Annotated in this window: 23 protein-coding genes and 2 pseudogenes; 12 read left to right on the plus strand and 13 right to left on the minus strand. The window is 59.7% G+C overall.

Annotated elements, in window-relative coordinates; all coding sequences use genetic code 11:
* Positions 1-823: 823 nt before the first annotated feature.
* The 3 genes from OWC48_RS41740 to OWC48_RS41750 form a co-directional block, all read right to left on the minus strand.
* Complete coding sequence (locus OWC48_RS41740; RefSeq protein WP_282525216.1) at positions 824-2,104, minus strand: site-specific integrase; 1,281 nt, start codon at positions 2,102-2,104, stop codon at positions 824-826.
* Between the two features lie 2,438 nt (positions 2,105-4,542).
* On the minus strand, positions 4,543-6,465 hold the full coding sequence (locus OWC48_RS41745; protein WP_282525217.1) for a LuxR C-terminal-related transcriptional regulator: 1,923 nt from the start codon (positions 6,463-6,465) through the stop codon (positions 4,543-4,545).
* A gap of 710 nt (positions 6,466-7,175) precedes the next feature.
* On the minus strand, positions 7,176-7,799 hold the full coding sequence (locus OWC48_RS41750; protein ID WP_282525218.1) for a response regulator transcription factor: 624 nt from the start codon (positions 7,797-7,799) through the stop codon (positions 7,176-7,178).
* Between the two features lie 277 nt (positions 7,800-8,076).
* On the opposite strand from OWC48_RS41750, the gene OWC48_RS41755 reads away from it, so the two are divergent.
* The 3 genes from OWC48_RS41755 to OWC48_RS41765 all read left to right on the plus strand — a co-directional run bounded on the left by OWC48_RS41755 (position 8,077) and on the right by OWC48_RS41765 (position 9,399).
* Entirely contained in the window at positions 8,077-8,442 is a 366-nt protein-coding gene (locus OWC48_RS41755) for a nuclear transport factor 2 family protein (RefSeq protein WP_282525219.1), read from the plus strand.
* Between the two features lie 121 nt (positions 8,443-8,563).
* Positions 8,564-8,908 (plus strand): DUF1236 domain-containing protein, encoded by a 345-nt coding sequence (locus tag OWC48_RS41760; protein WP_282525220.1) that lies wholly within the window; start codon positions 8,564-8,566, stop codon positions 8,906-8,908.
* 77 nt (positions 8,909-8,985) lie between these two features.
* Positions 8,986-9,399 carry a hypothetical protein gene (locus OWC48_RS41765; protein ID WP_282525221.1) on the plus strand — a complete coding sequence of 138 codons (414 nt, stop codon included), beginning with the start codon at positions 8,986-8,988 and terminating at the stop codon, positions 9,397-9,399.
* An 80-nt stretch (positions 9,400-9,479) separates the two neighbouring features.
* Here OWC48_RS41765 and OWC48_RS41770 read toward each other — a convergent pair whose 3' ends face one another.
* Complete coding sequence (locus tag OWC48_RS41770; RefSeq protein WP_282525222.1) at positions 9,480-9,902, minus strand: hypothetical protein; 423 nt, start codon at positions 9,900-9,902, stop codon at positions 9,480-9,482.
* Positions 9,903-9,986: 84 nt separating this feature from the next.
* On the opposite strand from OWC48_RS41770, the gene OWC48_RS41775 reads away from it, so the two are divergent.
* The 5 genes and pseudogenes from OWC48_RS41775 (at position 9,987) to OWC48_RS41795 (ending at position 12,364) form a co-directional block, all read left to right on the plus strand.
* Complete coding sequence (locus OWC48_RS41775) at positions 9,987-10,142, plus strand: hypothetical protein (RefSeq protein WP_282525223.1); 156 nt, start codon at positions 9,987-9,989, stop codon at positions 10,140-10,142.
* 13 nt (positions 10,143-10,155) lie between these two features.
* Complete coding sequence (locus OWC48_RS41780; RefSeq protein WP_282525224.1) at positions 10,156-10,560, plus strand: hypothetical protein; 405 nt, start codon at positions 10,156-10,158, stop codon at positions 10,558-10,560.
* Between the two features lie 94 nt (positions 10,561-10,654).
* Positions 10,655-10,864, plus strand: a complete 210-nt coding sequence (locus OWC48_RS41785) for a hypothetical protein (protein ID WP_282525225.1) — start codon at positions 10,655-10,657, stop codon at positions 10,862-10,864.
* Positions 10,865-10,996: 132 nt separating this feature from the next.
* Positions 10,997-12,040: pseudogene (locus tag OWC48_RS41790) on the plus strand (glycosyltransferase family 4 protein).
* 102 nt (positions 12,041-12,142) lie between these two features.
* A complete protein-coding gene (locus tag OWC48_RS41795) occupies positions 12,143-12,364 on the plus strand; it encodes a hypothetical protein (RefSeq protein ID WP_282525226.1) in 222 nt (73 codons plus the stop codon).
* Positions 12,365-12,794: 430 nt separating this feature from the next.
* On the opposite strand, the gene OWC48_RS41800 is transcribed toward OWC48_RS41795, so the two are convergent.
* The gene (locus OWC48_RS41800; protein ID WP_282525227.1) at positions 12,795-13,019 is read right to left on the minus strand and encodes a hypothetical protein; all 225 of its coding nucleotides are present in this window, start codon (positions 13,017-13,019) and stop codon (positions 12,795-12,797) included.
* Positions 13,020-13,245: 226 nt separating this feature from the next.
* Here OWC48_RS41800 and OWC48_RS41805 point away from each other — a divergent pair, with 226 nt between their 5' ends.
* From OWC48_RS41805 to OWC48_RS41815, 3 genes are all read left to right on the plus strand, one after another.
* Positions 13,246-14,358 carry a DUF1236 domain-containing protein gene (locus OWC48_RS41805; RefSeq protein ID WP_282525228.1) on the plus strand — a complete coding sequence of 371 codons (1,113 nt, stop codon included), beginning with the start codon at positions 13,246-13,248 and terminating at the stop codon, positions 14,356-14,358.
* A 25-nt stretch (positions 14,359-14,383) separates the two neighbouring features.
* Positions 14,384-14,698, plus strand: a complete 315-nt coding sequence (locus OWC48_RS41810; RefSeq protein ID WP_282525229.1) for a hypothetical protein — start codon at positions 14,384-14,386, stop codon at positions 14,696-14,698.
* A 63-nt stretch (positions 14,699-14,761) separates the two neighbouring features.
* Positions 14,762-14,932 carry a hypothetical protein gene (locus OWC48_RS41815; RefSeq protein ID WP_282525230.1) on the plus strand — a complete coding sequence of 57 codons (171 nt, stop codon included), beginning with the start codon at positions 14,762-14,764 and terminating at the stop codon, positions 14,930-14,932.
* 560 nt (positions 14,933-15,492) lie between these two features.
* On the opposite strand, the gene OWC48_RS41820 is transcribed toward OWC48_RS41815, so the two are convergent.
* From OWC48_RS41820 to OWC48_RS41850, 7 genes are all read right to left on the minus strand, one after another.
* Positions 15,493-15,684, minus strand: a complete 192-nt coding sequence (locus tag OWC48_RS41820; RefSeq protein WP_282525231.1) for a hypothetical protein — start codon at positions 15,682-15,684, stop codon at positions 15,493-15,495.
* Between the two features lie 889 nt (positions 15,685-16,573).
* Positions 16,574-16,756 carry a hypothetical protein gene (locus tag OWC48_RS41825; RefSeq protein WP_282525232.1) on the minus strand — a complete coding sequence of 61 codons (183 nt, stop codon included), beginning with the start codon at positions 16,754-16,756 and terminating at the stop codon, positions 16,574-16,576.
* A 526-nt stretch (positions 16,757-17,282) separates the two neighbouring features.
* Complete coding sequence (locus OWC48_RS41830; protein WP_282525233.1) at positions 17,283-17,465, minus strand: hypothetical protein; 183 nt, start codon at positions 17,463-17,465, stop codon at positions 17,283-17,285.
* A gap of 196 nt (positions 17,466-17,661) precedes the next feature.
* Positions 17,662-17,928, minus strand: a complete 267-nt coding sequence (locus tag OWC48_RS41835; RefSeq protein WP_282525234.1) for a hypothetical protein — start codon at positions 17,926-17,928, stop codon at positions 17,662-17,664.
* Positions 17,925-18,395 carry a hypothetical protein gene (locus OWC48_RS41840; protein ID WP_282525235.1) on the minus strand — a complete coding sequence of 157 codons (471 nt, stop codon included), beginning with the start codon at positions 18,393-18,395 and terminating at the stop codon, positions 17,925-17,927. Before OWC48_RS41840 ends, OWC48_RS41835 begins: the two co-directional genes overlap by 4 nt.
* Positions 18,396-18,575: 180 nt before the next feature.
* A complete protein-coding gene (locus OWC48_RS41845) occupies positions 18,576-19,358 on the minus strand; it encodes a carbohydrate porin (RefSeq protein ID WP_282525236.1) in 783 nt (260 codons plus the stop codon).
* Positions 19,359-20,028: 670 nt separating this feature from the next.
* Positions 20,029-21,642: an alpha-amylase family glycosyl hydrolase gene (locus OWC48_RS41850; RefSeq protein ID WP_282525237.1), complete on the minus strand. Its 1,614-nt coding sequence runs from the start codon at positions 21,640-21,642 to the stop codon at positions 20,029-20,031.
* A 195-nt stretch (positions 21,643-21,837) separates the two neighbouring features.
* On the opposite strand from OWC48_RS41850, the gene OWC48_RS41855 reads away from it, so the two are divergent.
* Positions 21,838-23,856, plus strand: a complete 2,019-nt coding sequence (locus tag OWC48_RS41855) for a hypothetical protein (RefSeq protein WP_282525238.1) — start codon at positions 21,838-21,840, stop codon at positions 23,854-23,856.
* Positions 23,857-24,865: 1,009 nt separating this feature from the next.
* Here the strand turns inward: OWC48_RS41855 and OWC48_RS41860 are convergent.
* Positions 24,866-25,109 (minus strand): annotated as a pseudogene (locus OWC48_RS41860) (hypothetical protein); the annotation flags it as partial.

Genomic DNA, 25,109 nt, shown 5'->3' on the forward strand with positions numbered 1-25,109 from the left:
CAGCTGTGCATCGGCTCAAGCCTGAGTCCTCGTAGACACGAATGGGTCGACTTTGGGGAATTGTCCGCAACATGAGTGCGGCGAGTAAGGGAAGAGAGTGTCAGTATCGATGCAGTTGCAGCGTCAAAGTATCGAGGCTGCAAAGGTGCTCTTCTCCACCGGCGTTGCGTAACACCGATCTGCAGTTCTACCCATATCGAATATGAGGATCAGACATCCGTCGGCGCATTCCGCGTCATGAAATTGTCATGCTCGCGCTAGCGCATTCCTCGATGGGAACGCTCGGGTGGTAAATATTGCTTCCAGGAGCGATGGACCGGGCACCCGTGCTGGAAGAGCATGTCGATTGCTAAGATGCAACGGGCCGCTTCGCGGGCTTCGGTTCTGGCCCCGAGTTGACCTGAGCGACCAGAGCGATCCTGTCCGCTGTGAGGGCAGTACCGACACGGGTCTGATCGGCCATGATTTCGGAGTCTGGCCGATTGTGTTGCAAAAGTCATTTTGGTTTCGCGAGGTTTTTAGGGCCGTTCGATTCTCGACTTTTGCAACACTATCGGCCCTTAGCCGACCTGTTGGCAGTTGTCACCAATGTCCGCTATACGGTGTAGAGCAGACTGCCGGTCTAAGCCTTTACAATGCAGAGAAATTCCGATCGGTTTCAGTCTAGGGGGCGCTGCGGGTTTCCGATTTAAACCTACCACTTAATGGGATCCGGCCATTAAGGCGGACGCCCGTAGAAAATATCGTAAATTGCGCTGGTGTGGGGTAAGGCGGTGCGTTCCTGGAATCCAACCCCCGACCGCTCGTCGGCGAGCTCTGTGAACTAGGAGTGGACTCCAACAGCCCCATGGGAGACGCTGGAATGAGAGAGAGGGGCGCCCGCTATCACCGTGTCATGCGCCGGCTTCTGGGCTTGCAAGGCCGCAACGTATTCCGCCCAGCGTTCAAGCGCCTCGCGCATCTCGGTCGCATACCGAGCGCGGTTATACACGCCGGCAACGCCAGCCCGATGCCCGCTGACGTGGTTGAGAATCGCCTCCACGATGTGAGGCAACACGCCAAGCCGATCGGCCATCACTGTTGACGCTGATCTCCGAAGGTCGTGAACTGTCCAATGGGGCAGGGGCGCGCCCAGAGTCTCCGTGACGCGCGCATCAAGCGCTGCTTTCGACTTGGACCAGCCGGAGAACCCACGATAAGGGTCACCGCTGCGTCGGGGTCCATCACCGAAGAGGAAGTCACGGTCGTCTCGGCGGGGCGGGAGTAGAGCCAAGGCGGCAGGCACCAATGGAAGCAAGTGCTCGCGATGGTTCTTGGTCCGGGCGCGTGGCAGCGTCCAGAGCCCTGAAATAGTATCAAGTTCGGTCCATTGCATGCTGCCTACTTCATCACGGCGTTGGGCCGTGAGCAGCAACAGACGCACAATGCGTCCATAGTCGTCATCACCACAGGCCTGCCAGATGGCTGATAGCTCCGTCTCCGTGAGGACCCGCTCGCGGCTTCCCGGCTGGGCGGGTCGGTTAGTGCCGAGAACCGGGTTCGCGGGAATGTCGAGGCCCTCGCGTATTGCCCAGTTGAACATTGAGGACACGGCCGTCCGGGCGCGGGCCGCGGAGACCGTTCCATGAACTGATGCGATGTCGGCAATACGACCCGAGATATGACGGCGGGTGACCTGGAACACCGAAACCGGGTGCAGGGGTTTCCAAACGACCAGCAAGTAGCGTTCTATTTCCGAATAGGTTCGGGGCTTCAGCCGTTGTTTCGCGTTCCGCAGATACTGATCCGCGACTGCCAGGAGTGTGTCGGCCGCCTGCAGGCGCGCCTTAGCTTTCTCGTCCGCCGGATCTTTGCCATTGGCAACGAGGCCCAAAAGCCGCTTGGCCTCCCTGCGTGCCAGCTCGGGTGTCCAAGGGGCGCCGTGAGGACCGATGGTGACGAAGCGCTGTCGACCAAAGACGCGGTACTTGAGGACGTAGGTCGCCCGGTCGCGTTGGCGCCGAACGCCAAAGCCCCGCACAGCTTCGCGGTGGTCGGCGTCCCAAATGGTTTCGCCCGGCTCGAGCGCCTGCACTGTGCGGATCGTTACACTGGAAACAGCCATCGATCGCCTCTGTAGCTACCAAGTAGCTACCACTATAGCGCCAATTGCAGCGCAGGTAAGGCGGCGCGCGGCGGACTTAATCGATGATAAGATTGCCATTTTCGTGCTAACGGCGAGAATGGCGTAGCACCGGCGGAGTCCTTGCTGTGTCTGTGGAACAGGAGGTCGGTGGTTCGAGCCCACCCAACTGTACCAGCAAGATCAACGTGTTACCTCGATATTGGCTCGAACCGCCTGCAACCGCCATAGCGCTATTTGTTATTGAGAAAAAGGCAGTGGGCGGCGGATTTAACCAATTGATTGTATTTCAATTTGTCAGCCCATGTTGAAAGGGCCGTAGTCTTCTTCGCTGTCTTTACAACAGGAGGTCGGTGGTCTAACTCCATTAGGATCCACTAATAGATCAATACCTTACACCAGCATGCTTTTACATCTAGCTACCCCATAGCTACCACGGTGGTCGGACGCCTGATTGTCCAATGGCACCGGCATCAGGGTTGTTGAAGTGGCCGCCGGTGCTGGCACGGCCGAGTGGAGATCTTCGACGGGGTGCCATCTATCGCCGATGTCGACGACCATCAGTGATTAGCGGCCGTGTCGAATCGACCAGGACCGGCTGTCCGGTCTGTTCGCGACAATATGGTTGTCATGCCTGAACCTGAAGAAGGTTTCGTGGGAGGGGGTCTTGTTTTTCCGGAGGAACAATTCTCCGTAGCAACAGCGAACCGATTTAGCGTCGACCGCGCTCCGTCAAGGGGTCCTCGAACTCCATGCCGAGAATAGTATGGCGTAAACGCCAATAGTCTTGGTACGCAAATGGACTGGTTCATCGTCGAAAAAGCGAAGATGCCGCACAGGTCTGCGCTTGTGTGTTGAGGATGTTGCGATGACACACGCTCCTCCCATCTTGGCGAACCGAAGCGCAAAGAGAGCACCGGGAGATCCAGGAAAATCGAAACACAGACGACGCGAACGCCGGCGACCGCCCACTCGCGCGATGGTGGCGAGCACGACCGGGAGGGCATTGGGGCTCACCGGGCATCAATGAAAGAATCTCGCACCATGACTAGCATCACCACAAAGTCCGTCGCCGCGAACTCATAAGGGAAGGCCGCAGAGGCGGCAGAGGCTGGGCGTGGACCTGATGCCGGAAGTGCTGGCGCCGCTCATGGACCGTCACTGAACGCCAATTGGCACGGCCACGATCTGCCAGTGAAGAAAAAAGGTCGCACCTGGGGAATCCTAGTGGAAACCTTTGGTGCGACCGATTGCTCGCCGCCGACTGAGGCGGCCTTACTCTGAAGGAACTTTGAAGCCGCATTCCTCGATCACGCGCCGCCTCCTCCAACCGGCAGGGCTTTGTCTCCTGTCCCTCGCTCTTCTTCTCAGGATCGGCCATGAACCCATGGTCCGGCCCTGCGCAGCGCGATAGATCAAGAAATGGGCGGCAACTGAGGCGACCTTACTTTGTGCAACCACACGCAAGCACGGGCCCAGTAGCTTCTTGGGAGGGATACGAACTGGCGCAACCTTGCTGTCCAGCCGCTGAGCGCTCTGGCAATTGGGGCAAACGAAGAGGTGAGCAATTGGCGACTGCGCGTCGTCTTGCACCAACTCGGATCGAAACCATCTCATGCCGACGTGGCAAATGGGGGCCTCGAATTGCCCCAGTGAGTTCTTCAGGTGTTCCATTGCCCGCCCCGTTGTTCGGGAAATAGTAGCAAGATTCCTTCGCCTGGAAGGTATCAAAGGAGACACACGGCCGAACTAGGACACTTTTAAATTTTACTTAGGACACTCGCGGTCTCCCGATTCAAAGCAGTAGGCCGCGCACAATCCCTTGAGGAGCTGCACGCGGCCGCGCGCCGCCTAAGCGGCTTTCATCAGGAAACTCTTCGACCCTCGGCCAACGCCGGGTATTCCGCCCATCCTTGTCGGCCGCCCACTTCTTGTTGGCTCGGTTACGAGATGGATGAGATCGATCGGCGCCAGCCCGAGGTAACGGGGGCAGTTTCTGTAACGACGGGAAACGAGGATGGCCAATAAAGAGCTCTTCGTCGAACGCCTTTACTGGGTGGACGGCGGCCGCACTACGCCGGCGTACTCTGGGCGGCTCCTGCGTCGTATTAAGACGGCGGAATTTGGCGTACGCCCGATGAGCTACGGGCGCATCTCACATTGCCTAGTCCTACCGACCCGCGGAGGTCAACGGTTTCAGGCCCCAGCAGGTCGCTGGTGCTATGCCCTCATCCGCTGATGCCTTTCCAGCGATCAATCTCGAAACGTCACAGCGTTTCGACTTTTTGACCATCGGAATCTCGAATTTCTAGCTCTTCCTGCGTGTCGAGCACTCCGCCGCTTTCGTCGCAGTCGAGTCTTGAATTGGTTGCAACTCGAAGTGCCGCGAGGATCCGAATCCTTGATCAATGATCTCGAAATTATACAATCAAATCGTGCGCATGGAGACTGGCGTGCCATGAGTGATCGTGGTGCGCATCTGAAGTATCAATCCCGTAAGCCTGGACCGGCCCTTCGCGTGCGAAAGCATGCTGACCATCTCCATAGGCATTTCTATTTCCCTGGCTCAGCTGCTGAAGATCATACATGTCTGAAGACGTATTGTCGGCGCCACTCTTAAAATTAAAGGAGTCGCCGAGTTCGGTGCTAACTGCTGATTTGGCCTGATCTGCGTTCTCGGAAGAAGGCCCGCCCTTTCCTGCAGTTTTAATCTTCAATGCTGAATGTGCGTCGTAGGCAGAATTTACGGACGCCGTTGGTGTATCCTGCTGCGGTTTGCCAGTGTCTAAATCACCCGCCCGTGGATGCTGTGCGTGTTGCTTGCCGGCCGCGGAGCCGTATTGAAAAGTGTGCAAATCGCCGTGCGCCTGTCCGCGATTCGAATCTTCTCCCGGGGCCTCACGCTTGGCATGCCCCTTGGCGGCCACCGAGCCGTTGTCGGACTCATGCGGTGACTTCTGAGATTGACTATGATTTGAACCGCCTCCCGAGGCCTCATGCTTGGCGTGCCCCTTGGCCGCTCCGGAGCCGTTGTCGGACTCATGCAGTGCCTTTTGAGATTGACCATGATTTGAACCGTCTTCCGAGGCCTCATGCTTGGCGTGCCCCTTGGCAGTTCCGGAGCCGTTGTCGGACTCATGCAGGGCCTTCTGCGATTGACCGTGATTCAAACCATCTCGCGCGGCCTCATGCTTGACGTGCCCCTTGGCGGCTCCGGAGCTGTGGTCGGAGTCATGTTGGGTCTTCTGCGATTGACCGTGATTTAAGTCGTCTCCGGCGGCCTCATGCTTGGCGACTTCGGATCTGTTGTCGAAAGCGCGCAAATCCGATTGCGATCGACCCTGATTGGCCCCGTCTTCCTGGCCTGTCTGCGTTGGGTCACGCTGCGAGGCTTCGTTCGCGGCCGGCGCAGCAACATCAACGGTCCCAGAACCTCGGGGAATAGTAACTTCTCGGTCGCTGCCGCCATCCTCCGCATGGGCATTGCCGACATGAAGCTCGCTGCCGTCTGTGGCGATTGTATCGCCTTGGGCGAACTCGAATGCGAATGTCCCATCGTACACGGCCGTGCCGCCGAAATTTGCGAAGCCGTGAAGTGCGGATGCCGGTCCGTTGGTGTCGCTTGCGGTAGATGAAGTGACGATGTCATCGCCGAAATCGAACGCCTGCACGGCGTGGTTGGCACCATCGAGCTCGTAGATCAAGGCGGCGAAAGCTGCAACCATGAAGATTCTGTAGCCGCTCGAATCCGGCCTCGGCGCGTTGAGTGCTGTCTGCGCAAATAGGCTCGCGGCAATCTCGGCTACAGGGTCGACGAGTTTGCCGGTCGGCGATGATGTCCCAGCTGCGGTGCCGGCGCGGTCCTTGCTCGCGCCTCTGGCCTGGGTGCCACCTGATACTGCTTCCTTGCGGCTGATTTTAAATGTGACGACCTCCGCGCCGCCATTTGCGGCCTTGATCGTGAAACTTTCGGTTGCGGCGTGACCGGGCGAATCGTCCAACGCTGCCAGGATCGCAGCAATCAGAATACTCATCGCGCCATAACGGCGCGACAGTGCCAGCGCGGCGAGCTCGTTCCGGCTGTTTGTTCCAAGCTTTTGTCGCGCGTGGTCGATGTGAATCCTGACGATCTCCAGAGAGACACCGAACACCCGGGCAATTTCGCTGTCCGACAAACCTTCGGCGACGAGGTCCATGATCGTCCGCTCATTGACGGTCAGAACCGCCAGAACGTTATTGCCGAACGAGGCAATACCATTGGCTTCGTTGCCCACCCTCGCCAGGTCTGACCCTGGTTTTTCCAGTCTCAGGGATTGCACCAGCGCTTCTGGCTTGGCGTTCATCGAAATCGCGGCGCAAGCACCATTCGCCAGTGCTCTGGCAAGATCGCCGCAGGCGACAGTCGCAGTGAAGAACACCAGCCGGGGAAGAAAGGGCTTCGTCGTCCACGATGGCGAGGGTGTCGGAGGCGGTTACATCGGTGAACCCGTCCTCCAGTAACACCACATCGGGCGTCAAGCTGCGAATGGCGGCAACGCAACTCGCTCCATCAAGACAGCACGCAACCACTTCGAAATCGGGCTGCGCTTCGAGCAGCGATGCAAAACCCTGTAGAACGATGGGACGTCGATCTGCTATCACCAGTCGAACGCGACGCATGGGCTTCCTTCGCTCGGCTCGCAACACAACATGAGAGGCGGCGATCCAACTCCGCTCGGCCGATCGGGTTCCTAATTGTCATATTGGGTTCGTGCGGACGCTTCTGACGATGGTTCGTTCATCAGTATAGCTCCATATGGCTCGCCCTCTTGGCCGTCCGTCAGAGGTTGTGCCGCTCCTAAGTACGCTGGGTGCTGCAACTTGAAGGTGATTTTCTGGTAATGCCGCCTTGCAACCGAGGAGGTGAAGCACTGCTCATCCATAGGATGCCCTCCGGCCTTAAAACTATCAAAGAATTCGATTCAACGAATGATGGCATTTGGTGAGCAGAACTTTCACCGATGTCGCTATTGCGCGAAAATCGCGGCAAAACAGGATTCCAGTCGATGATTCTTCACCGGTGCAAATCGATCTCGACTGCAATCCGGACGAGGTCGGAGTGATTTTTAGCGCCGAGCTTGGACTTCAGCATGGAGGTCGCGTTGGCAACTGTTTTATAGGAGATGCCAAGTTCGGACGCGACTTCTGAGATGCGGTCGCCGCGACCCAAAAGCCTCAGGATCTCGAGTTCGCGTGGGCTCATCTGCGTCAAAGGACTGGCCTTGATCGCCGCGCCCGCGAAGGTCGTCGTTTCCGCCAGACGCGGTGAGACGAAGCGCTCCCCGGCTGCAACCTTCCGGATGGCTTTGGCCAGGAGCCGGGGATCATCGCTCTTTGAGACATATCCCTGAATGCCCATCTCCACAGCGCGCACCACGAACGCCGGATCCTCACTCACACTGAGCATGACGATTTTGGCGGCCGGATCATCGCTTCGGATTCGCCGGGTCAACTCGAAGCCGGTAAGGTCGGGAAGCCACACGTCAACCACGGTGACGTCGGGATGCTTCTGCAAGTACGCACGGTGGCCGCCCTTTGCATCGGAAGCCTCCAGGATCTCGACGGAAGGGTCCGACGTGAACAAAGCCCGGCAGCCCGTCACGACAACGGGATGGTCGTCGACGATCAGTACCCGCATGTCGATCTGGCCCTCATTTGCACGTGCTCGCTTCCTCCAGTTGTGGTGAACGTCGTGAGCGCTGTAATGGTTCAAATATCTCGGGCCCGCACGCGCCGTCGCAAGAGCTCCAATTTGCGCGCCAAGACGAGCGCACCATCGTGCACTGCAGTCTGCCGATCCGTCACGAAGCGGACGTTCGCGGAACCTAAACGGGAGCAGAACCGGCAGTTCATACGCCATTCAAGTCCTGGGGCCTAACGAGACCCTGCCACCGGGGACAACTGTGAGGTGGACCATGTCGGGTTCGGGAACTGACTTCGATCCCATTGGAATCGTGATTGATTGGTTGGATGCATGCCGCGAGCGCCGCTTGGAGGACTTGCTGTCGCTCTATGCAGATCAGGCTACGCTTGATTGCTGCAGCGGAGAACGGTTCGTCGGGCGGCCCGGCTTGCTTTGCTATTGGCCGGCCAAGCTGCGCGGCGCAACCGAGGCCGCGTTCGAACTGGATGAAGTCCATCCGGAGCAGGAATGCGTTCGGCTCGACTACCGGGACTACGACGGCAGCGCTGTGAGTACGAAATTCTGGTTCGACGCCGAGGGCAGCATCACCAGAACGCTTTGCGTGCCTCTCCTCGGTGCGAGATCGAGGGCGGCTTAGCGATAGGGGACGAAGACAAGCACACGATCGGGAAAAAGCGGCAATATTTTATCCTTGCTCAGGAACTTCACCGCCGTGGAGAGGTTTTCGCTGCGTCGCATCTGGCGGCAAGGAGAACATGATGAAAAAATTGCTGCTGATGTTTGCGACCGCTGCGCTGCTCTCGACCGCTGCGATGGCCCAGTCCACGGTCGTGACAACCACCGGCACCGGCCATACCGCCGCCGTGCAGATCGAGCCGGAATATCGCACCAAGATCCGTTCCTACGTGACGGAGCACAAAATTCGGCCGATCGAGAGCCGTGAAAAGATCGTGGTTGGCTCCCCGGTGCCCCGCGAGGTCGAGCTTGAGGCCGTTCCCGCCGAGTGGGGCCCCTCGCTGACCAAATACCGCTACGTCTACTCGGGCGAACGCGTGATGCTGGTCGATCCGTCGACGCGCACGGTCGTCCAGGAAATCGACTAGATCCTCTGAGGCGGGTCGCAAGCAGCGGCCCGCCTCATTGATCCCGTCCGCCGATTTGATTTTTTCTTTGTGAGTCCATGCCGATCATTCGATACTTCGTATTCGTCGGCGGGCTGCTGCTGGCGCTGCTCTTCGCTGCGGACTGGTACCTGCCGGCTCCCGTCGAGCGTGCGGCCGCGGCCGATCCCGACAGGACCATCATCCGGATCAACTCCGCGAGAAGCCTTCCGGAGAAGATCGTGTTCGACACGCGTCTCCGCACCGATGTGTCGAAGATCGCGCAGGCTGACCCGGTCCCCGAACCGCAGCAGCAAATCCGCGAAGCCATGGCCGCCATGCCTGAAGCACCTCCCGCCCAGATCAAGAAAGAACCGCCTGCCCGCATCTCCGCGGTTACGCATCCGAAGCGGTCGGCAAAGCCGTCGAAAAGGGCGCCCGAACGAAGACTTGCCTTCGAGCGGCAAGACCCGTTTTCCGGCGGATGGTGGTGAGCGGAAATTTCGCGCGTGACGCAGAGCAAAAGGCCGCGCCTTCGGGAGCGCGGCCTCTGTTGCGTTCGGATCGACCGGTTTCACCAATGGTGGTGATGCCAGCGGTGCCGCACGACCGGGTAGGATCCGCGGTAGTATGCATAGGCGGGACGGACGACGCGGCGATACCGATAATCATAGGAGACCGGCGCCGTGTAGTAGGTGGTGGTGTAGCCGCCGCCCCAGCGGTACGGTTCATCGTATCCGTAGTCGTAGGCGTAGGGCCCGCCGTAATAGCCGGCTCTATAGTAGCCGGGGCCCCCGTAGTAGCCATAGCCGGGCCCCCAGCCGTACGCCGAGGAGGCAAGCCCGCCGATCACGGCGCCTGCGACCAAGCCGCCCGCGATGCCGGGTCCCCAGCCGCCCCAGCCACCTCGCCAATGAGCTTCGGCCGGAGACGTCGTGGCCACCGAGGCCAGACCAAGAGCGCCGGCCATCAGCGCCGACATTGCGATCTTCTTCATCGTGAGATCCTTTCATACTGTTCGCGCCCCGCCGATAACGGGAAAAACAGGCAATGGTTTCTGCTGGCCGCGGCGGCAGGGGCAATGGATATGCTCGGCGGGACAGCGTCGCTCGAAACCAGCGCTCGCGCTCAGATCGCTTCGCGGTTCCTGGAAACCGCCGAAGGCGACACCGCGCCGGAAAGCCTGAAGCAGGTAGGTCGCGACGCGTTGCACGTTGCTTCCACCATGCGGCGATAGGGGAGAACGGGGGGTGAATTTCCAGGTCACCGTGCTCAAGATCCTGGTGAGTTATCCTGATGGATTTGCCGTCATGGCTGACCTCAAGCGCGACATGGCCATCCTGGCGACCAGCGGCCGCGACTGGGCCGAGCGGACCAAGCGCCTTGCGGCGCGCGTGCCTGATCTCGACATTTTCTCGCAGGCCCTGGTTGAGCGTCTCGATGGAGGGTGGCGCATCACCGAGAAGGGCCAGACGGTACTCGCCTTCATGGAAAATAGGTCATCTGGACCGCAGACGGAACAGGATGCTCCCGTCGAACAACTCTCAGTCGTAGAGCCCGCGCCCAGACTTTTCGCCTCCACAAGAGCAGGCCGAAGCAAACGCCTGCAGCGCCGACGGGCGGCGCGAGCGCGAGCGCGCGCGAAGGCATCCTGATCTCGTCCTCACTTCGTCTACCGTCGGGAAAAACTGGAAATTTTCCGGAGTGCTTTGAGTTGGCAGCGACTGGACCGGTCTCCGGAGAGCGAGCATGGTTGACGAAGCCGTCTTGAAGAACGCTACGGAGACTGCCTGGACGGTGTACCGATCGCGGCACCCCGACGTGGAAGCTCATGACACCCGACGCTGCTTGCTGGAGCGTCATCTGCACAGGAGATGGGAGGAGCGAGAGAGCGATACCGAAGAGCTCGCCAGCTTCGGGATAGCCTACCTGCACCGGCTTCCCCGCGACGAATGTTGACGAGCATGAAAATGCTCGTCGTGCGCGTAGCCCGCGGTAGCACAAGGCCCCGTTGGACGTTGCTTGCGATCTCGTTCCTCATTTCCGCGGTCACCGTGATCGGCTTGCGGATCGTTCTGGGGGACTAGCTCGATGCGGATCGCCCAGCTTGCGCCGTTGGCCGAGAGTGTTCCTCCCAAGTTTTACGGCGGCACCGAGCGGGTGATCGCCTGGCTGGTGGACGAACTGGTCGATCTCGGACACGACGTCACCCTGTTCGCCAGTGGCGACTCGAACACCAAGGGAAAGCTCCACGCGGTGTGGCCGCGACCGCTTCGTCTGGGGCGGAGGGGGCCGATCCGAATGCAGCCTGCGCGCTGCTGATCGAGGCCGTTGCCGAGCGCGCTCGCGACTTCGACGTGATCCACTCCCATGTCGACTGGTTGCCCCTGCCGGTCCTGAGCCGGACCGGAGTGCCGTTTCTGACGACCATGCATGGCCGGCTCGACCTTCCGGGTCTATCCGACGTGATTGGGACCTTTCCGCAGGCCCCCTTCGTCTCCATCTCCGACAACTTACCAGCGCCGTCCGCTTCCGGACGCAAACTGGATCGCGACGATTCCGCACGGACTGCCCAGGCATCTGCTTCAGCCCTCCTACGAACCCGGTTCGTATCTGGCCTTTCTCGGCCGGTTGACGGCGGAGAAGGGCCCGGAAGACGCCATACGCATCGCCCGCGCCGTCCGGATGCCGCTGCGGATCGCGGCCAAGATACCCCGCGCGGAGACGGGCTACTTCAAGAAGAAGCTCGAACCCGAGATCGACGGTGAGAACATCCGACTGGTCGGCGAGGTGGATGAAATCCGGAAGCAGCCTTTCCTCGCCGGCGCGGCAGCCCTTCTTTTTCCGATCGATTGGCCCGAGCCGTTCGGGCTAGTCATGATCGAGGCGATGGCCTGCGGCACGCCCGTGATCGCGTACCGCTCGGGATCGGTGCCGGAAGTCGTGGAAGACGGCGTCACCGGCTTCATCGTCGACGGCGAGGAGCAGGCGATCGAGGCGGTCAAGGAAATCGTCCGGCTAGACCGAAGAAGAGTTCGTACCCGGTTCGAGACGCGCTTTGGCGCCGACCGGATGGCGAGAGAGTATGAAAGCCGATATCGCGAGCTGGTCGCTCGCGGAGGGCGCCAACCGTGAGGGCAAAGCAATGGGGCGCAAAGGATTTGAGAACGCCCCGCTACGTTCGGTCGTTCCCGGAACGGCTGACGACGCCAACCGTTCGCCGACCAGGAGGCGCCCATGAAGATCATTCTTTCCGCGACGGCAGCTTTTGTCATGCTCGTGACGCCGGCCCTCGCGGACGAAGCGCCTCCTTCGCAGCCGACGATCCAGCAGGTCCGCGACTCCCCGTCGGGAGCGGCAGAGTGTTCGAAGCAGGTGTGGCCACATTTCTCTGATGCCTGCCTGCGCTCCGAAGGTAAGGGCGTTTCCGTCCGCGTCGTGACCATCGAACGTCGATAGGGACGGGGATCTGGTGGGATCTAATCCTTCGCGACACCACCACGGGCGCGGCGTCGACAACGGCCACGAGCCGCAATGCGAACGATTGGGTCCCCGAACACGCCGTCATGAGCGGCAACAAGGAGCAATTGAAAGCGCTCCCGCAGTTCTAGAGTAGGGTGTTCGCTCATTGAGATTAGGGTCCCACACGGGGCCCGTTTTTTTCTGCCTTATGGCACCGCGGCCGCGGGGGTCAAAAAAACGGCCCGCCCGGACTGCGGGCGAGCCATTCATGCTGACTATCGTTCGCTCAGTGCATGTGAACCAAGAAATAGCCGACGCCGCCAACAACCAGAACGGCGGGAACGGCCCACAAAATCAGTACGGGCATTTTCTCCTCCAATTGCTGTCAGAACGCTTCCGTCGGGTCTTAAGCCCGATGATCGCTTTACTATTCGGTGCAGACCTTCGTGGTCTTGACCGCGGACTCGGCCTCGACCTTGGTCTTGTAGACGCCATCGCCCACGACCGTCGTGGTGGTCGTCGTCGGCTTGGTGTCGACGACGGTGCACTTCTTGGTGGTCGCGTCGCGAACGATGTAAAACTCGGCGGCGCTGGCGGCCTGGGTGCCGAGGGCGAAGGCGGCGAGAGCGCCGCACACGATCAGCTTCTTCATGGGTGTTCTCCTCGTTGGTTGTAAGTAGTAAATGCCAACCGCGACGTGCGAGTGAAGTTCCACTTATTCCCGGCTGCAGCGGGCATGCGCCGTTCCGGTACACCAGATTGCTTCGCGCCACGGAGGACATCCAGATCCCTGCTTCAAGAGAGTTACCAAGTTTTCCCGAATTGGAACCGCGCACCGCATCGAATGTTGATCGATGTCCGCATTTTGGAGGTTTCAGATGAACAAGCGTTTACTCTTGGCTACGACCGCTGCAGTGGCGATCGCGACTTCTGCTTTCGCGCAGTCTTCTCCGAGCACGTCGAGCTCCAATCCGTCGGCCACGCAGCGCCAGCAGGATTCCACATCGACGACGCCATCCTCTTCAACGGCGACACCGTCGTCCAACCCCTCTTCGGGATCCGCACAGACCAATCCTTCGACCAATTCGGCCCAGACGCGGTCTCCATCGTCGACCGGGCAGACCGCTGCAGGCCAGACGTCCAATTCCGGAACGGCCAATACGACGCAGGCGCCGAGCTCTAACAACTCGACCAGCCAGGCGCAGACTGGTCAGCCGTCGAACCAGAGCAATCCGCCTTCCAACCAGGCGCAGACCAACTCTCCTTCGAACACGAACACCCAGACGCAGAGCGCCAACCCGCCCGCCTCAGGCTCCAGCCAGGCGCAGTCGCCGACGGGTACCGGGTCGACCAACACGGCCCAGCAACCAAACAATCAGCAGAACACGGCCGATCGTTCGTCGAACACCAACGTGAACGCGTCGGTGAACATCAACGATCAGCAGCGGACCCGCATCAGCACGTCGATTTCGCATCTGAACGTGCAGCCTCTCACCAACCTAAACTTCTCGTTGTCGGTGGGCACGGCCGTGCCGCGCGATGTCCGCCTGCAGCCGCTGCCGACGGAGGTGGTCGAGGTCGTGCCGCAGTACCGGGGCTACAACTTCGTCCTGGTCAAGGACGAGATCGTAATCGTGGAGCCCTCCAGCTACCAGATCGTCGCGGTCCTGCCGTATTCGGGGCGGTCCACGGCGGCGGCGCCGGCGCGCACCGAGCAGCGCAAAGTGACGTTCACCGATCGTGATCGCGAGGTGATTCGCAAGCACGCCAAGGCGCGTCCCGTCGAGCGCGAGCGGCAAACGACCGGCAGCACGGTCCGAACCGAGATCCGCCGGGGCGAGCGCGTGCCGGAGGGCGTAGAGATCGAATCGTTCCCCGACGAGGTCTATCGCGACGCGCCTAGCCTGCGGGAGTACCGGTACATTCACCGGGATAGCCGCACCTATATCGTCGAACCGCAGGAACGTCGCGTCATCGAAGAGATCGACTGATCTCGCCCAACGGAGGAACACGAACATGAAGACAATTGCGCTCGGAGCTTTCGCGACGGTCCTGTTGGCGTCGGCTGCGTCGGCAGCTCCGCTCAATCCAACCTCGCTCGGGTCGGCGGAGGTGGCCAACGTCGACCAGGTTCGCCTAATCTGCGATGAGTACGGCCGCTGCTACCGCACCCGCGGTCCCCGCTATGTCCAGCGCTACTATGGCGGAGACGACGGCTACGCGGTGCGCCGGAGCTACGGCTCCTATGGCGGGCCCGGCTACTACGATCGCGGCTACGGCTACGGCGGTGGCCCAAGCATCGGTTTCAGCTTCGGTACCCGGAGCTGGTGAACTAGAAAAGGGCCGCTCTCTGAGCGGCCCTTTCGACGTGGATTACGTTTCTGCGGTGATGAGATGTCTGCTGTTGCGAAACTCCTGGGACAGAAGGAGCAATTGCTGGCGCGGCTCGAAGCCGATCCCGGCCCGAACGAGCGGGCCGAAATCCAGGCGCTCCTCGCGAAGATCGAGACCGCGCTGAAGCTGCTCGGCCCCCAGGATTCGGCCGCCGCAGACGAAGACCAATAGCCTCTGGGGAGCAATGGATTCGGAAGGGCGGGAGCGTCGCCGAAGCCTCCGGCTCGCGGCGCTTCCCAGGCTCGCCGGATGAAGGCCCCAGCTCGGGGGGCAGGGGCTATGAGCTGGGGCCAGTACGGGGTTCGCCCTTGGGGCAGGGGCGTCGGGGAAACCTGGCCCTCGCGCTATCGTTCCTCTGCGCGCAGCGAAGTTTCTTGATCCAGTCGCCCGGAAGGGCAGACGTGTACGACCGCAGGTCGGCGTAGAACGCGCCGCCATCTTGTGACTTCCGCTGAACGGTTGCGCCAAGTGGAGCCTGGCCCACGGCGGCGATGAACTGGCCGCAGGATCTCTGCCCGACCCCGAGCGTCATGACTCCGCCCTGGCCAGCGAGAGCCGGACCCGCAAAGCAGATCGCAATGATAGACAGCCAGAGCCGCATCGTCCCGCCCCCTGAAACAAAAGAACCCCCCTTTTCGGGGGGCTCTCCTTGGTAGGACACATCGATTTTGTGGAAATGCAACAGGTTCTGGAAGAGGATCTTGGGACCACTCCATTGCAGAAAACGCAAATTAGCCGCGGTGGGCTTCGCCCAGACCAATGCCCAGCTGATGCGCTTTCGCCCGCAATGCGGGGACGCTGCGCTTCATCGTCTTCGCCACCTTGCTAATCGGCGTGCGCGCCTTCGAGTACTGCTTCAGAGCTTTGAGATCGTCGCCGGTGTAGGCCTTGCGAATTTGGGTCTGCTTCTTCTTAGGTAGCAATTGTCGTCTCCATTTTGAACTAGCAGGGACCTGCCGGAGCAATCTGGCAGGATTGTGCAAACTCACTGCAGTTCGCAAGCAAATCTGAGCTGCAGTTCTTGCTTGATCGACAGATGTCGAAGTGGCGAACCTACAAAGGCAATTGCAGCGAGCGCTCGCGCTGATTGAGTATCTCCACGGGAGGGCCCCTTGGAGATCCCAGGCTTCGATCTGGAGGAGCTGCACAGGCTAATCGTGTTGCGCGCCGAGGTCGACCGTCTGCTACAGCAGCGCCGGTAGGCCGCGCCGGATCATGACCTGGCTGAAATGGCGCCGCCGGGCTAAGTTGCGCCGCCAGAGCGGTGTGGTATTTCGCCACGGTGTTGAAGACCTAAGAGAGTAGGGCCTACGTGTGGCTCTGGCGCTCTGTGGCTTCGCCTAGCGGTCCACCGCGATGGCGGCATCGATCAGCTCGGGCTGGCGCACCAGGAGCGCTGCCACTGCGACCAGCAGCAGCATTCCGGCGAGCATGATGGCGCCAGGCTCTGTCATCCATAGAAGCCAATGCAGCGCCCGGTGCCTCGTTCCTGGTCAGGGGTGAGTTCTTGTGATTTGCGCTCCGCCGCCCCTCTGCGGCCTTGCCAAATCAGGCGCGCAGTGGTGCTGTAGGTTCGACCCTCACAGGCGGCCCATCGACGCATACGCTGATGGACCACCCGCTGGGGAGCCAAGGGCGCAGGGACCGGTCTAGCTTGGCAGGTCGGGCCGGTCTCTGATCCCGTTCGGAAGCCCTTCGAATCAGTCAGGGCGTCCTGTGATCCAAGAGACGCTTTATCGGGACTCACGCGCAAGAGTCCGCTGGTTAAGCTCAACATGTTCTGTAACCTATCCACCGACAGGCGCCCATTTTCTAGCCAAACTGGTCCAAGACCCGTCGAAATGCAGGGTGGACCCGGTTCTTCACCTTCACCCAGTCGCAGACACGGGGCCGGTAGCTGCGCGAGCGGTGCTTGGAGACGATCTCCTCGAGTCCCATGTCGCAGGCTGCCCTGAACAGGCGCGGCCCCCAGTCGCCGATCTCGAACGGCGCCACGAAGATGCCCTCCGGTCTGCGTTCCAGGATCTCGGCGAGCTTGGCCTTGCGCTCTTTAGCTTCAGCTCACGTAGGTCGTCGCCGCCGACCGACACTATGTCGATTGCCTCAGGGCGTATTCCTAAAATAGGGATGTCCGCTTATTCGCCAACAGGGCGCAGAAGCCGACCTTTTACGAAGGCCCACTAAGGGCCATGAGTGGAAGTAGCTCGGCTCGCGTAGTGCTCGTTTCACTCATTCTTTCGAAGAAGGCGTGAAGGCGCACATACCCGGGAACGTCGTTCGCCACCGGGCTCTTCAAGTTTGGCCCGGCCCAACTCAGTCAGCTCTATCAAGACTCTTGATCCGCCGAGCGGGCTCCCTGGAGCGACCAGCTTCGAGCGCCAAAGTTGCCAAACCGCGTCCGACTTGCGCCCGTCCAAGACGAAGGTGAATTTCTTGGTGTCATGGACGACGACCCTGCCAAGTGCTGCAGCCTCCAACGCGCGCCGCTGAGACGCTGTAAGCTTGGAATTCGCGCTCGCGATCATCGGCCCGACCCGTTGCGGGTGGTCACGATGACGGACAGCTTCTCTTCCGTGGCCTTTGCGAGAACGGCACCCGTGGTGCGGTCGAGTTCCTTGGCAATCAGCTTGAGCGGCAAGGTGCCCGCAAGTGCGTTCAGTCTGTCAACTTCCTCTTTCGTCCAGGCCTGCTTCCAACGCGGCATTTCGCTTCATCTGCAATACAACTCCAACAATGCTACCTCAGGGAGTGCAATGAAGAAACCACATTTGTAACCTGGCTGCGTGAGGGGGGCCATTTTTCCGCGTGAGACCGTTTTTACCCACATTGCAGCTCCTGGTTGTGCAAAAGTGTCCGCTCTGAGAGCACGTCCTAGCCGGCAGCCGATTTCGACCAGTATCTTATTCCCGAGTCAGCAGATCTTGGCCGGGCGGCATCAGCTTCACGTAGGTGCCGCTTTCATGCTTCGATAACCAGCCGCGCTCGATCGCGTATTTGAGCCCGGCGCCGAACTCGCTGCCGCTGCCCTTCAGATTGAACATGAATGGCGCGTTGATCCGCTCGATGTAGATGCGGCCGTCCTGCACGGCCTCGACGTTGGCTGCGAGCTCGACGAGCTTGTGCGCGGCGGCCTCCGGCTCCGCATACGGTCGTTCGGAATGCTTCATCGGCGGGTCTCATTGGCCGCCTGCGCGGCGGTGATGTGTGCGCGGTGCGGGTAGCTCTCCGACGGCTTCCAGCTGTCGAATGTGGTCCCGCAGACGCAGCGCATCAGCGTACTCCGGATCTCGCTATCGAGCTTCTCGCCCTGCGAGCGCTCGGCGGCCATGTCGGCGCGCCAGTCGCAGTCGTGGCGCCATTCGGCGAAGGCGGTGTCTGGGATGGTGGGCTGCAGATCGGACCACGCGGCCTCGAAGGCCTCGCGCGCGGCTTCGAAGGACTCGGCTATTCCGCTTTGGTGCTGGCCGGGATGGAGGCCGGGATAAAACCCGCACGACCAGCTCCACTGGTCGGCATGGATGGGCACGCCTGCGCGTTCTCCGATAGTGCCGACGCGAACGTCACCGCAATAGATATGCCAAGTCTCCTGTTGCGGATTGTCGCTGCGGCGGCGGGTGAGGGTGGACTCGGCCATAACTGGAAGTTAGTCGACGAGCGAGCGGCGTGGCCAGCCGCTGGGGCTTGCAGGCCGGTCTCTAGCGAGCCCAAGGGGTTGGTCAATAGGCCGTTGGTTGACGGACGCGGCGAGCACCACAGGTTTTGTGCCGCGCGGGGCGAAGGTCTTTCAGGCCCCGCTGACGTGATTCAAGAAGCCTCAGAATTTGATGACTGAGCGCAATCCGAGAACGGTCGCATTCTTGAGATGCTTACCGGGCGACAGCCCCAAAGGGTCAGTCGCGCCACCGCCGGGATGACGGATGAATTGGAGGTTGGGCTGGAGCGTCAGGCCGGCCTGCACCTCGTATTGGTAGACAGCGGTCAAGAGCTCCTCCGAGGTCCGCAGCGGCCATCGCGGGCCGTTGATCGACCGAAAGTCCCGATCAAGAGCCTGTGCGCGGCGCGAGACGTGGGCGTAGGCGGCTGCGATGCCGAACTTGTCGTGCGGGCGCGCGTGCGATAACCCGATAAACTCGAGGCCACCGTCGGCATAGAGATCGATCGGATTGCGGTCCGACGGTCCGTAGGAGGCGCGAGCGAATACGCCGATGCCGCGATCGTCGTCTTTGCCGACGCGATAGAGCTTCTGCTCGAAGACGGCGTAGAGGCCGTAGTCGCCCGAGTGCCCCGCAGCCGTTCCCGAACTGGCGGGATCCGCGAGAGAAAGGCCTGCCGTATCGAAGCGCAGGTCTGTGAAGCTGCCGAAATGCCGCCAGCCACCAAGCTTGAGCTTGCCGTCCAGGCCCGGGTCGCCCTTCTTCGCATTCCACTGCAGTTGCGCTTCGTAGAGAGCGAGAGGCGGATCGTTCACCCGGAAATTGACACCGTATCGATCGCGGAGCTGTGGATCATCGGTGCCGGGACCGGCCGCGTTGCCGTCGAATACGGCGGTCAAAAACGAGAGATTGTTGCCCAAATCAGCGCGCAGACGTGCACCCATGGCGGCGAGCGAGTGCCACCGGGTCGCTTCTGCAGGAACGCCCGATGCCCTGCCTTCGCGTCGCACGCCTGCCTCTTCAATCGCGACGGAAACGAGACAAACAACGACCGACAGTTACACGACCGCCGGAAGGGCGTGCAACTTTCATCGCTCGCTCGCCCATCCTCCAAATGCCTGGCGCTGTTCAGTGCAAACCGCCCTTGCGAAAGAAGTCGGGTCCGTTCGCTTTTGGGGTTGATTGTGTTGACGAGGCGCCAAATGGGCACGAGAGGCTTCGTCCGCGGAGTGCGTCGTCAAAGATTTGACCGGATTCGCGTCGGGTGCACGAATAATCCACCGCCCGCTAGGCGTCTGCGCAGAAGGCGGTGGGCTGGAAGTCCCCCCTTCTGCGCTCGACGCTTCGCCGAGGCGAGTACAGCCCTACGGCTGGTTCACGGTGACGAAGCTGCACGGGCTATGCTGGTGGAGGGCATTACCTTGGCAGCGCTGATAGACGCTCCGCACCGATACGTTAGCAACGTGTCGAGATGGATCATGGTGAGTTCCAATATGGCTATTGGTGATCAAAGACCCCAGCCAGACCAGCCTCTCAACGCAAGTCCTGAGAGATGTCGGCTTAAGCGCTGCTGAGCGGGATGCCAAATGCTGCATAGCTCACTCGCCTTAATGTTCAAACGGCATCACTAGGATTCACCATTACCAGTAATCCTTCGTTTCCGCGTAAATCAATATTGCCTCGTACTTTCTCTCCTTCCCTGTCTGCGAATGAAGAAAGAAGAACGTGCCCCGACAACTCGGATCCTAAAAATGGGCCGGAGATAGGCTCCGGTCCAACATTGAGCGCAATCAACATGCGCTCATCCCGCAGCTCACGACAAAACAACAGGAGGTTGCCGCGTGCAACTAAAGGCTTGTACGAACCCACTGTAAGAGCAGCGTACTTGCGCCGAAACTCGATCAGCCGACGGTACAGCCAATAGAGAGATCGCTTATCTTCCTGGAAAGTGACCACATTTTCGCTCTGGTAGTTGTCAGCTACCGGTAGCCAGGGATCAACGTCGGAGAACCCTGCCGATTTCGAACCATCCCATTGCATCGGGGGGCGACACCCGTCGCGACCGATACCAATGCCCGGGACGTTCTTTTCAAACGGGTCCCTGACCTGGTCCGGCATAATAGGTACCTGCTGCATGCCGATCTCGTCTCCGTAGTAGAGGGTCGGTGTTCCCCGCAATGTCATTAAAAGCATCGCCGCGATACGCGCTTGGTCCAGGCCGATGCGAGACGCTAGGCGGGGACGGTCGTGGTTGCCCAGAACCCAATTTGGCCAGCCTGCCGCCGGAAGGGCAGCTTCGTAGTTGTCGATCAGTCCTGCGAGCGATCGCGCTTTCCACTCGGCCGTGAGGAGTGCGAAATTATAAGGGAAGTGAACCCCTTCTAAATCGCGCCCGTAATAGGCGACCAGACGTTCGATCGGCAGATAAATTTCACCCAGCAAAACTCGATTTGGGAATTCATCGATAACACGTCGCATCCCGCTGATAGCATCGTGAACTTCGGGTAAGTCCGCCGTATAGAACGGAATCAGCGCATCGCGAGGCAAGCCACCCGGGCAGAAATCAGGATTCAGAGGGTTATCTCGAAACTGATCATCTTTGATCAAATACCAAACTGCATCCACGCGAAATCCATCGGCACCTCGTCTAAGCCAAAAACGCATGACCTCGTGGATGGCATTGCGGACAGCAGGATTACGCCAGTTCAAGTCCGGCTGCGCCGACAGGAACGTATGGTAATAGTACTGATTGGTGTTCGAATCGAATTCCCAGCCGCTTCCGCCGAATTCCGAAAGCCAGTTGTTCGGAGGCTTTCCATCTGCAGCCGGTTCTCGCCAGATGAACCATTCGCGTTTCGGGTTATCGCGAGACGCTCTGCTTTCAACAAACCAGGGATGTTGATCCGACGTATGATTGGGAACGAGGTCCAAAATGACCTTAAGCTGATAGCGGTGGGCCTCAGTTATCAGATCATCCAGATCTTCCAAGCTTCCAAAGAGTGGATCGACATCGGTGTAGTCCGCTATGTCATAGCCGAAATCTGCCATCGGAGACTTGAAAATAGGAGACAGCCAGATGGCGTCGATGCCTAGTTCTACCAAGTAGGGCAACCGCTGTATGATTCCCCGAAGGTCTCCTACGCCATCATGATTGCTGTCTTGAAATGACCGCGGGTAGACCTGATAAATGATTCCGGTCTGCCACCAGTTCGCGCTTCCTCCTGCCATTGCCAAAACCTGCTCTATTTATTGTTCTGAACGTCTTGGGTCTGGCAACGCGCCGTCAAATCTAGCGTTCCGCTCAACCCTCAAGTGGCAGCTCAGGAACGCCGCACCTCGCCAAGCGTTGGACGGGTGGAGGAAGCTGCCATGGACGGTCCTATTAGTCCCTCGCCAGTCGCCGGAGGCGGGAGAAGCAGTGAGTTGGCAGCCTACATGTCAAACGGCGTCGTCGGCCTGAAGATTCGCGACAACCCTCTTACTCCTGGCATGGCTCTGCTCAGTGGTTTTTCTGGGGAGCATCCCGAACGAAAGATCGAAGCCGCCGCGTTCGCCCCCTATCCGATTGCTGGCGATATCTGTCTCGAAGGCGTTTGGATGTCGGATGCCCCTCAATGCGTTCACGTCGTTGACCAAGCCTACGATTTTTCAACCGCCGAATTGATCACTCGCCTAACTTTTAAAGTAGCCGGGCACCAAGCGAAAATCGCCGTGATGTCGTTTTGCAGCCGCGAGCAGCCGACCGTGGTTTGCCAAGAGATCTCTCTTGAGGTCGTCGCCGCTTCTGACCTTAAAGTGCGAGCAAGGATCGATCTTTCCGGGCTCGAAGGACGGCCTCTGCGATACAACCGTGACACACCCGGAGAACCCAAGCCTTCTTGCGATGGCTCACTGCTCTGGGAAAGTGCGGGAGCCGTCTCGACATGCGGACTTGCTTACGTCACCGAGTTGGTCGGAAGTGATGCAGCACCGCAAAGACCGCCTTTGGACGGTGAAGGTTTAAGGAGTGAATACACGCTCCGGGCTCAGCGCGGCCGCCACTATAGACTTCGTCAGTTGGTGAGTTTGATACCCAGCGCACTCCATAGTCAGCCAGATTTTCAGGCCGTAAGACTGGTCGCGATGGCCGCCGACATCGGCTTTGATACAATCAGGAAGAACAACCGAGCGTGCTGGGCTGATCTTTGGAAAGGGAGAATTCGGCTGGTGGGCGCGGAGAAGCGCTGGCAAGCCATGGCGGACGCTGCGTACTTCTACCTGATCTCGTCCACCCACGCCTCATCTCCCGCCTCGACATCTATGTTCGGCTTGGCGACTTGGCACGACTACCACTACTATTTTGGTCACGTGATGTGGGACATCGAGACTTTTTGTGTTCCGCCCTTGATCTTCCTCCAGCCCGACGCGGCTCGAGGTATCCTGGACTACCGCGTGCGAAACCTTGAGTCGGCCCGCAACAATGCGCGTCTATTGGGGCGACGAGGGCTGCAATTTCCTTGGGAAAGCGCGCCATCTTCCGGAGAGGAAGCCGCACCGATGCCGGGGTCGGCTGCCTGGCGCGAAGACCACGCCTCGTTAGATATCGCGCGCGCCTTTGCACTTTTCGCAGACGTAACCGGTGACGATGCGTTCTTGCGGGATAAAGCTTGGCCCGTGCTATCGGGCGTTGCGGAGTGGGTCAAAAGCCGGGTCACCAAGCGCCGCGGAAAATTCGAAATTCGTGCCTCGATGGGGATCGCCGAACGCAAGTCGCCTTCCGACAATGTAGTATTCACGAACATTTCGGCGCGATCCGTTCTGTTTGACGCGATCTCCGCTGCGAAGCGCTTGAATAGGCCGTTTGATCCCGCTTGGCTTGAAATGGCGACCAAAATGGTGGTTCCGAAACGGGGTAAAGTTGTAATTTCACATGATTCATTCCGCGTAGATGAAGAAAAGGCCGCGACCCCTGATCCCTTGATGGGCATCTTCCCCCTTGGATGCGGTTTTGATGAAGAAACCAACCAAGCAACCCTTGCGTATTATTTGAAGATCGCAAAACGATACATTGGCAGTCCCATGTTGTCGGCGCTGTATGGCGTTTGGGCCGCCCGAACAGGCAACAGGCGGCTCTCACTGGAAATGCTGGATCGGGGCTATGGCGATTTCTGCACGGGCCGATTTATGCAAACGCTGGAATACCGAAAGGATGTATTTCCAGAGCAACCGCCGGCCGGGCCATTTTTTGCAAATCTCGGCGGTTTTTTGCTCGGGCTGATTCTAGGTTTTCCAAAGATACAACCGGGTCCCGACGACCCTGAAGATTGGTGCAAGGGGCCCGTCACTTTGCCAGCGGGATGGCGATCAATCGAAATTGAGCGGATCTGGATTAGGGGGCTACCTTGGCGGCTTATAGCTGCTCAGGGAGACGCCCGCGCGAGGTTAGAGCCGATCCGCCCTTAGAAGCAAATACATGGCCGCATGTGAAACTGCACACTGACCGCCTTAAGGCTCCATTAGGCCCACCGAAGCCATCAAGGTCCGCTCCCTGTCCGTCGCGCCGCAGCGATCGTAAAATAGGCGATGGCCGCGTCAGCGGCGCTATCTGCCTACTTATGCCGGAGAATTTGTCGACGCGCTTTGCAAATTGCATACGCGATTGCGATCCTTCCGGCGTGAATGTTGGCTGCGGTTGATTGGTGGTGCAAAGCCGTCTTTTGGCAGCGACGATCGCGGGAACCGCTCTCGGCTACGCTGCGGTCTTATGCATCGGATTTCCTTTCATCGACCCGTTTGCCGTGATGATGGGAGGGCTGGTTGCAGCACTACCAGCTGCGGTGTCTTTTTGGCTGTCGAATATGAACCAAGGGAGGTTGGGATGAGTGCCTATCCGGAAAGACAACCAGCATGTGCCCTGAAACAGCGCGCATGTTTTTAAGAAGAGTTCCGCAACGGGTCACGGCAGTCGAGGCAAAGGCCGCCCCGCGTCAGGTTCGCATCCGATAGCCGACATCCGAATTGGCTCAGCGTTGTTCAGCTAAGGGCCAGCAACGGACTCAACATCGCACGCTACTCTACTCGATTACTTCGTCGGCGCGAGCTAGATAAGGCGGGATAGTGCAGGTGGTGCCGGCGGAGGAGCGGGCGGAGCTGGAGCCGGCGCTGGATCAGGCGCGGCGCGGGGGCTGGGGGTGCTGGATCGGGCGGCGGCGGCACTTCTCCGGCGGCCGCTAGCGGTCAAGGCGCTTCGAGCAGCCTTGGATCGACCAACCCGGGCGCGACCATGAATGACCCGAAGATGAAGGGGAAGTAGTCCCATCGCGAACAGCCCGCCGGATATGATCCAGCGTGGCTATCTTCATGATGCGTTCGCTTATGAGCAGGAGCGGTCGCGTTTGAGGACCGAATTCGTTGGAGCGATTGCCTGGGTTTTGAGGATCGGTGACCAGATCGCCGACGAAGAGTAGCGCTCTCAAACAAATAAAAAGTCATTCGCCGTCATCAAGTGCGTGAAGTTTGCAAGCGTAACTTGATCAGCTCCCGCCATGATAATGGTGCTAGTTCCGCTTTGGGTGATGACAAGGTCATCGAACGACTGCACGCCCGCAACATCAATGAAAGCTATCTTGTCATCCTGGCATTGGCTGAAATCCCGGATGAGATTGTTGGCACCGACGGTCATCACACCATTGTCCTTGAATACAAACGTATCGGCA

Source organism: Bradyrhizobium sp. Arg816 (assembly GCF_029989365.1).
GTDB lineage: Bacteria > Pseudomonadota > Alphaproteobacteria > Rhizobiales > Xanthobacteraceae > Bradyrhizobium.

Bases quoted from the DNA above. Each gene is read 5' to 3' on its own strand.
- OWC48_RS41740 (WP_282525216.1), bottom strand. From the start codon at position 2,104: ATGGCTGTTTCCAGTGTAACGATCCGCACAGTGCAGGCGCTCGAGCCG.
- OWC48_RS41745 (WP_282525217.1), bottom strand. From the start codon at position 6,465: ATGAACGCCAAGCCAGAAGCGCTGGTGCAATCCCTGAGACTGGAAAAA.
- OWC48_RS41750 (WP_282525218.1), bottom strand. From the start codon at position 7,799: ATGCGGGTACTGATCGTCGACGACCATCCCGTTGTCGTGACGGGCTGC.
- OWC48_RS41755 (WP_282525219.1), top strand. From the start codon at position 8,077: ATGTCGGGTTCGGGAACTGACTTCGATCCCATTGGAATCGTGATTGAT.
- OWC48_RS41760 (WP_282525220.1), top strand. From the start codon at position 8,564: ATGAAAAAATTGCTGCTGATGTTTGCGACCGCTGCGCTGCTCTCGACC.
- OWC48_RS41765 (WP_282525221.1), top strand. From the start codon at position 8,986: ATGCCGATCATTCGATACTTCGTATTCGTCGGCGGGCTGCTGCTGGCG.
- OWC48_RS41770 (WP_282525222.1), bottom strand. From the start codon at position 9,902: ATGAAGAAGATCGCAATGTCGGCGCTGATGGCCGGCGCTCTTGGTCTG.
- OWC48_RS41775 (WP_282525223.1), top strand. From the start codon at position 9,987: ATGGATATGCTCGGCGGGACAGCGTCGCTCGAAACCAGCGCTCGCGCT.
- OWC48_RS41785 (WP_282525225.1), top strand. From the start codon at position 10,655: ATGGTTGACGAAGCCGTCTTGAAGAACGCTACGGAGACTGCCTGGACG.
- OWC48_RS41795 (WP_282525226.1), top strand. From the start codon at position 12,143: ATGAAGATCATTCTTTCCGCGACGGCAGCTTTTGTCATGCTCGTGACG.
- OWC48_RS41800 (WP_282525227.1), bottom strand. From the start codon at position 13,019: ATGAAGAAGCTGATCGTGTGCGGCGCTCTCGCCGCCTTCGCCCTCGGC.
- OWC48_RS41805 (WP_282525228.1), top strand. From the start codon at position 13,246: ATGAACAAGCGTTTACTCTTGGCTACGACCGCTGCAGTGGCGATCGCG.
- OWC48_RS41810 (WP_282525229.1), top strand. From the start codon at position 14,384: ATGAAGACAATTGCGCTCGGAGCTTTCGCGACGGTCCTGTTGGCGTCG.
- OWC48_RS41815 (WP_282525230.1), top strand. From the start codon at position 14,762: ATGTCTGCTGTTGCGAAACTCCTGGGACAGAAGGAGCAATTGCTGGCG.
- OWC48_RS41830 (WP_282525233.1), bottom strand. From the start codon at position 17,465: ATGCCGCGTTGGAAGCAGGCCTGGACGAAAGAGGAAGTTGACAGACTG.
- OWC48_RS41835 (WP_282525234.1), bottom strand. From the start codon at position 17,928: ATGAAGCATTCCGAACGACCGTATGCGGAGCCGGAGGCCGCCGCGCAC.
- OWC48_RS41840 (WP_282525235.1), bottom strand. From the start codon at position 18,395: ATGGCCGAGTCCACCCTCACCCGCCGCCGCAGCGACAATCCGCAACAG.
- OWC48_RS41845 (WP_282525236.1), bottom strand. From the start codon at position 19,358: ATGGGTGCACGTCTGCGCGCTGATTTGGGCAACAATCTCTCGTTTTTG.
- OWC48_RS41850 (WP_282525237.1), bottom strand. From the start codon at position 21,642: ATGGCAGGAGGAAGCGCGAACTGGTGGCAGACCGGAATCATTTATCAG.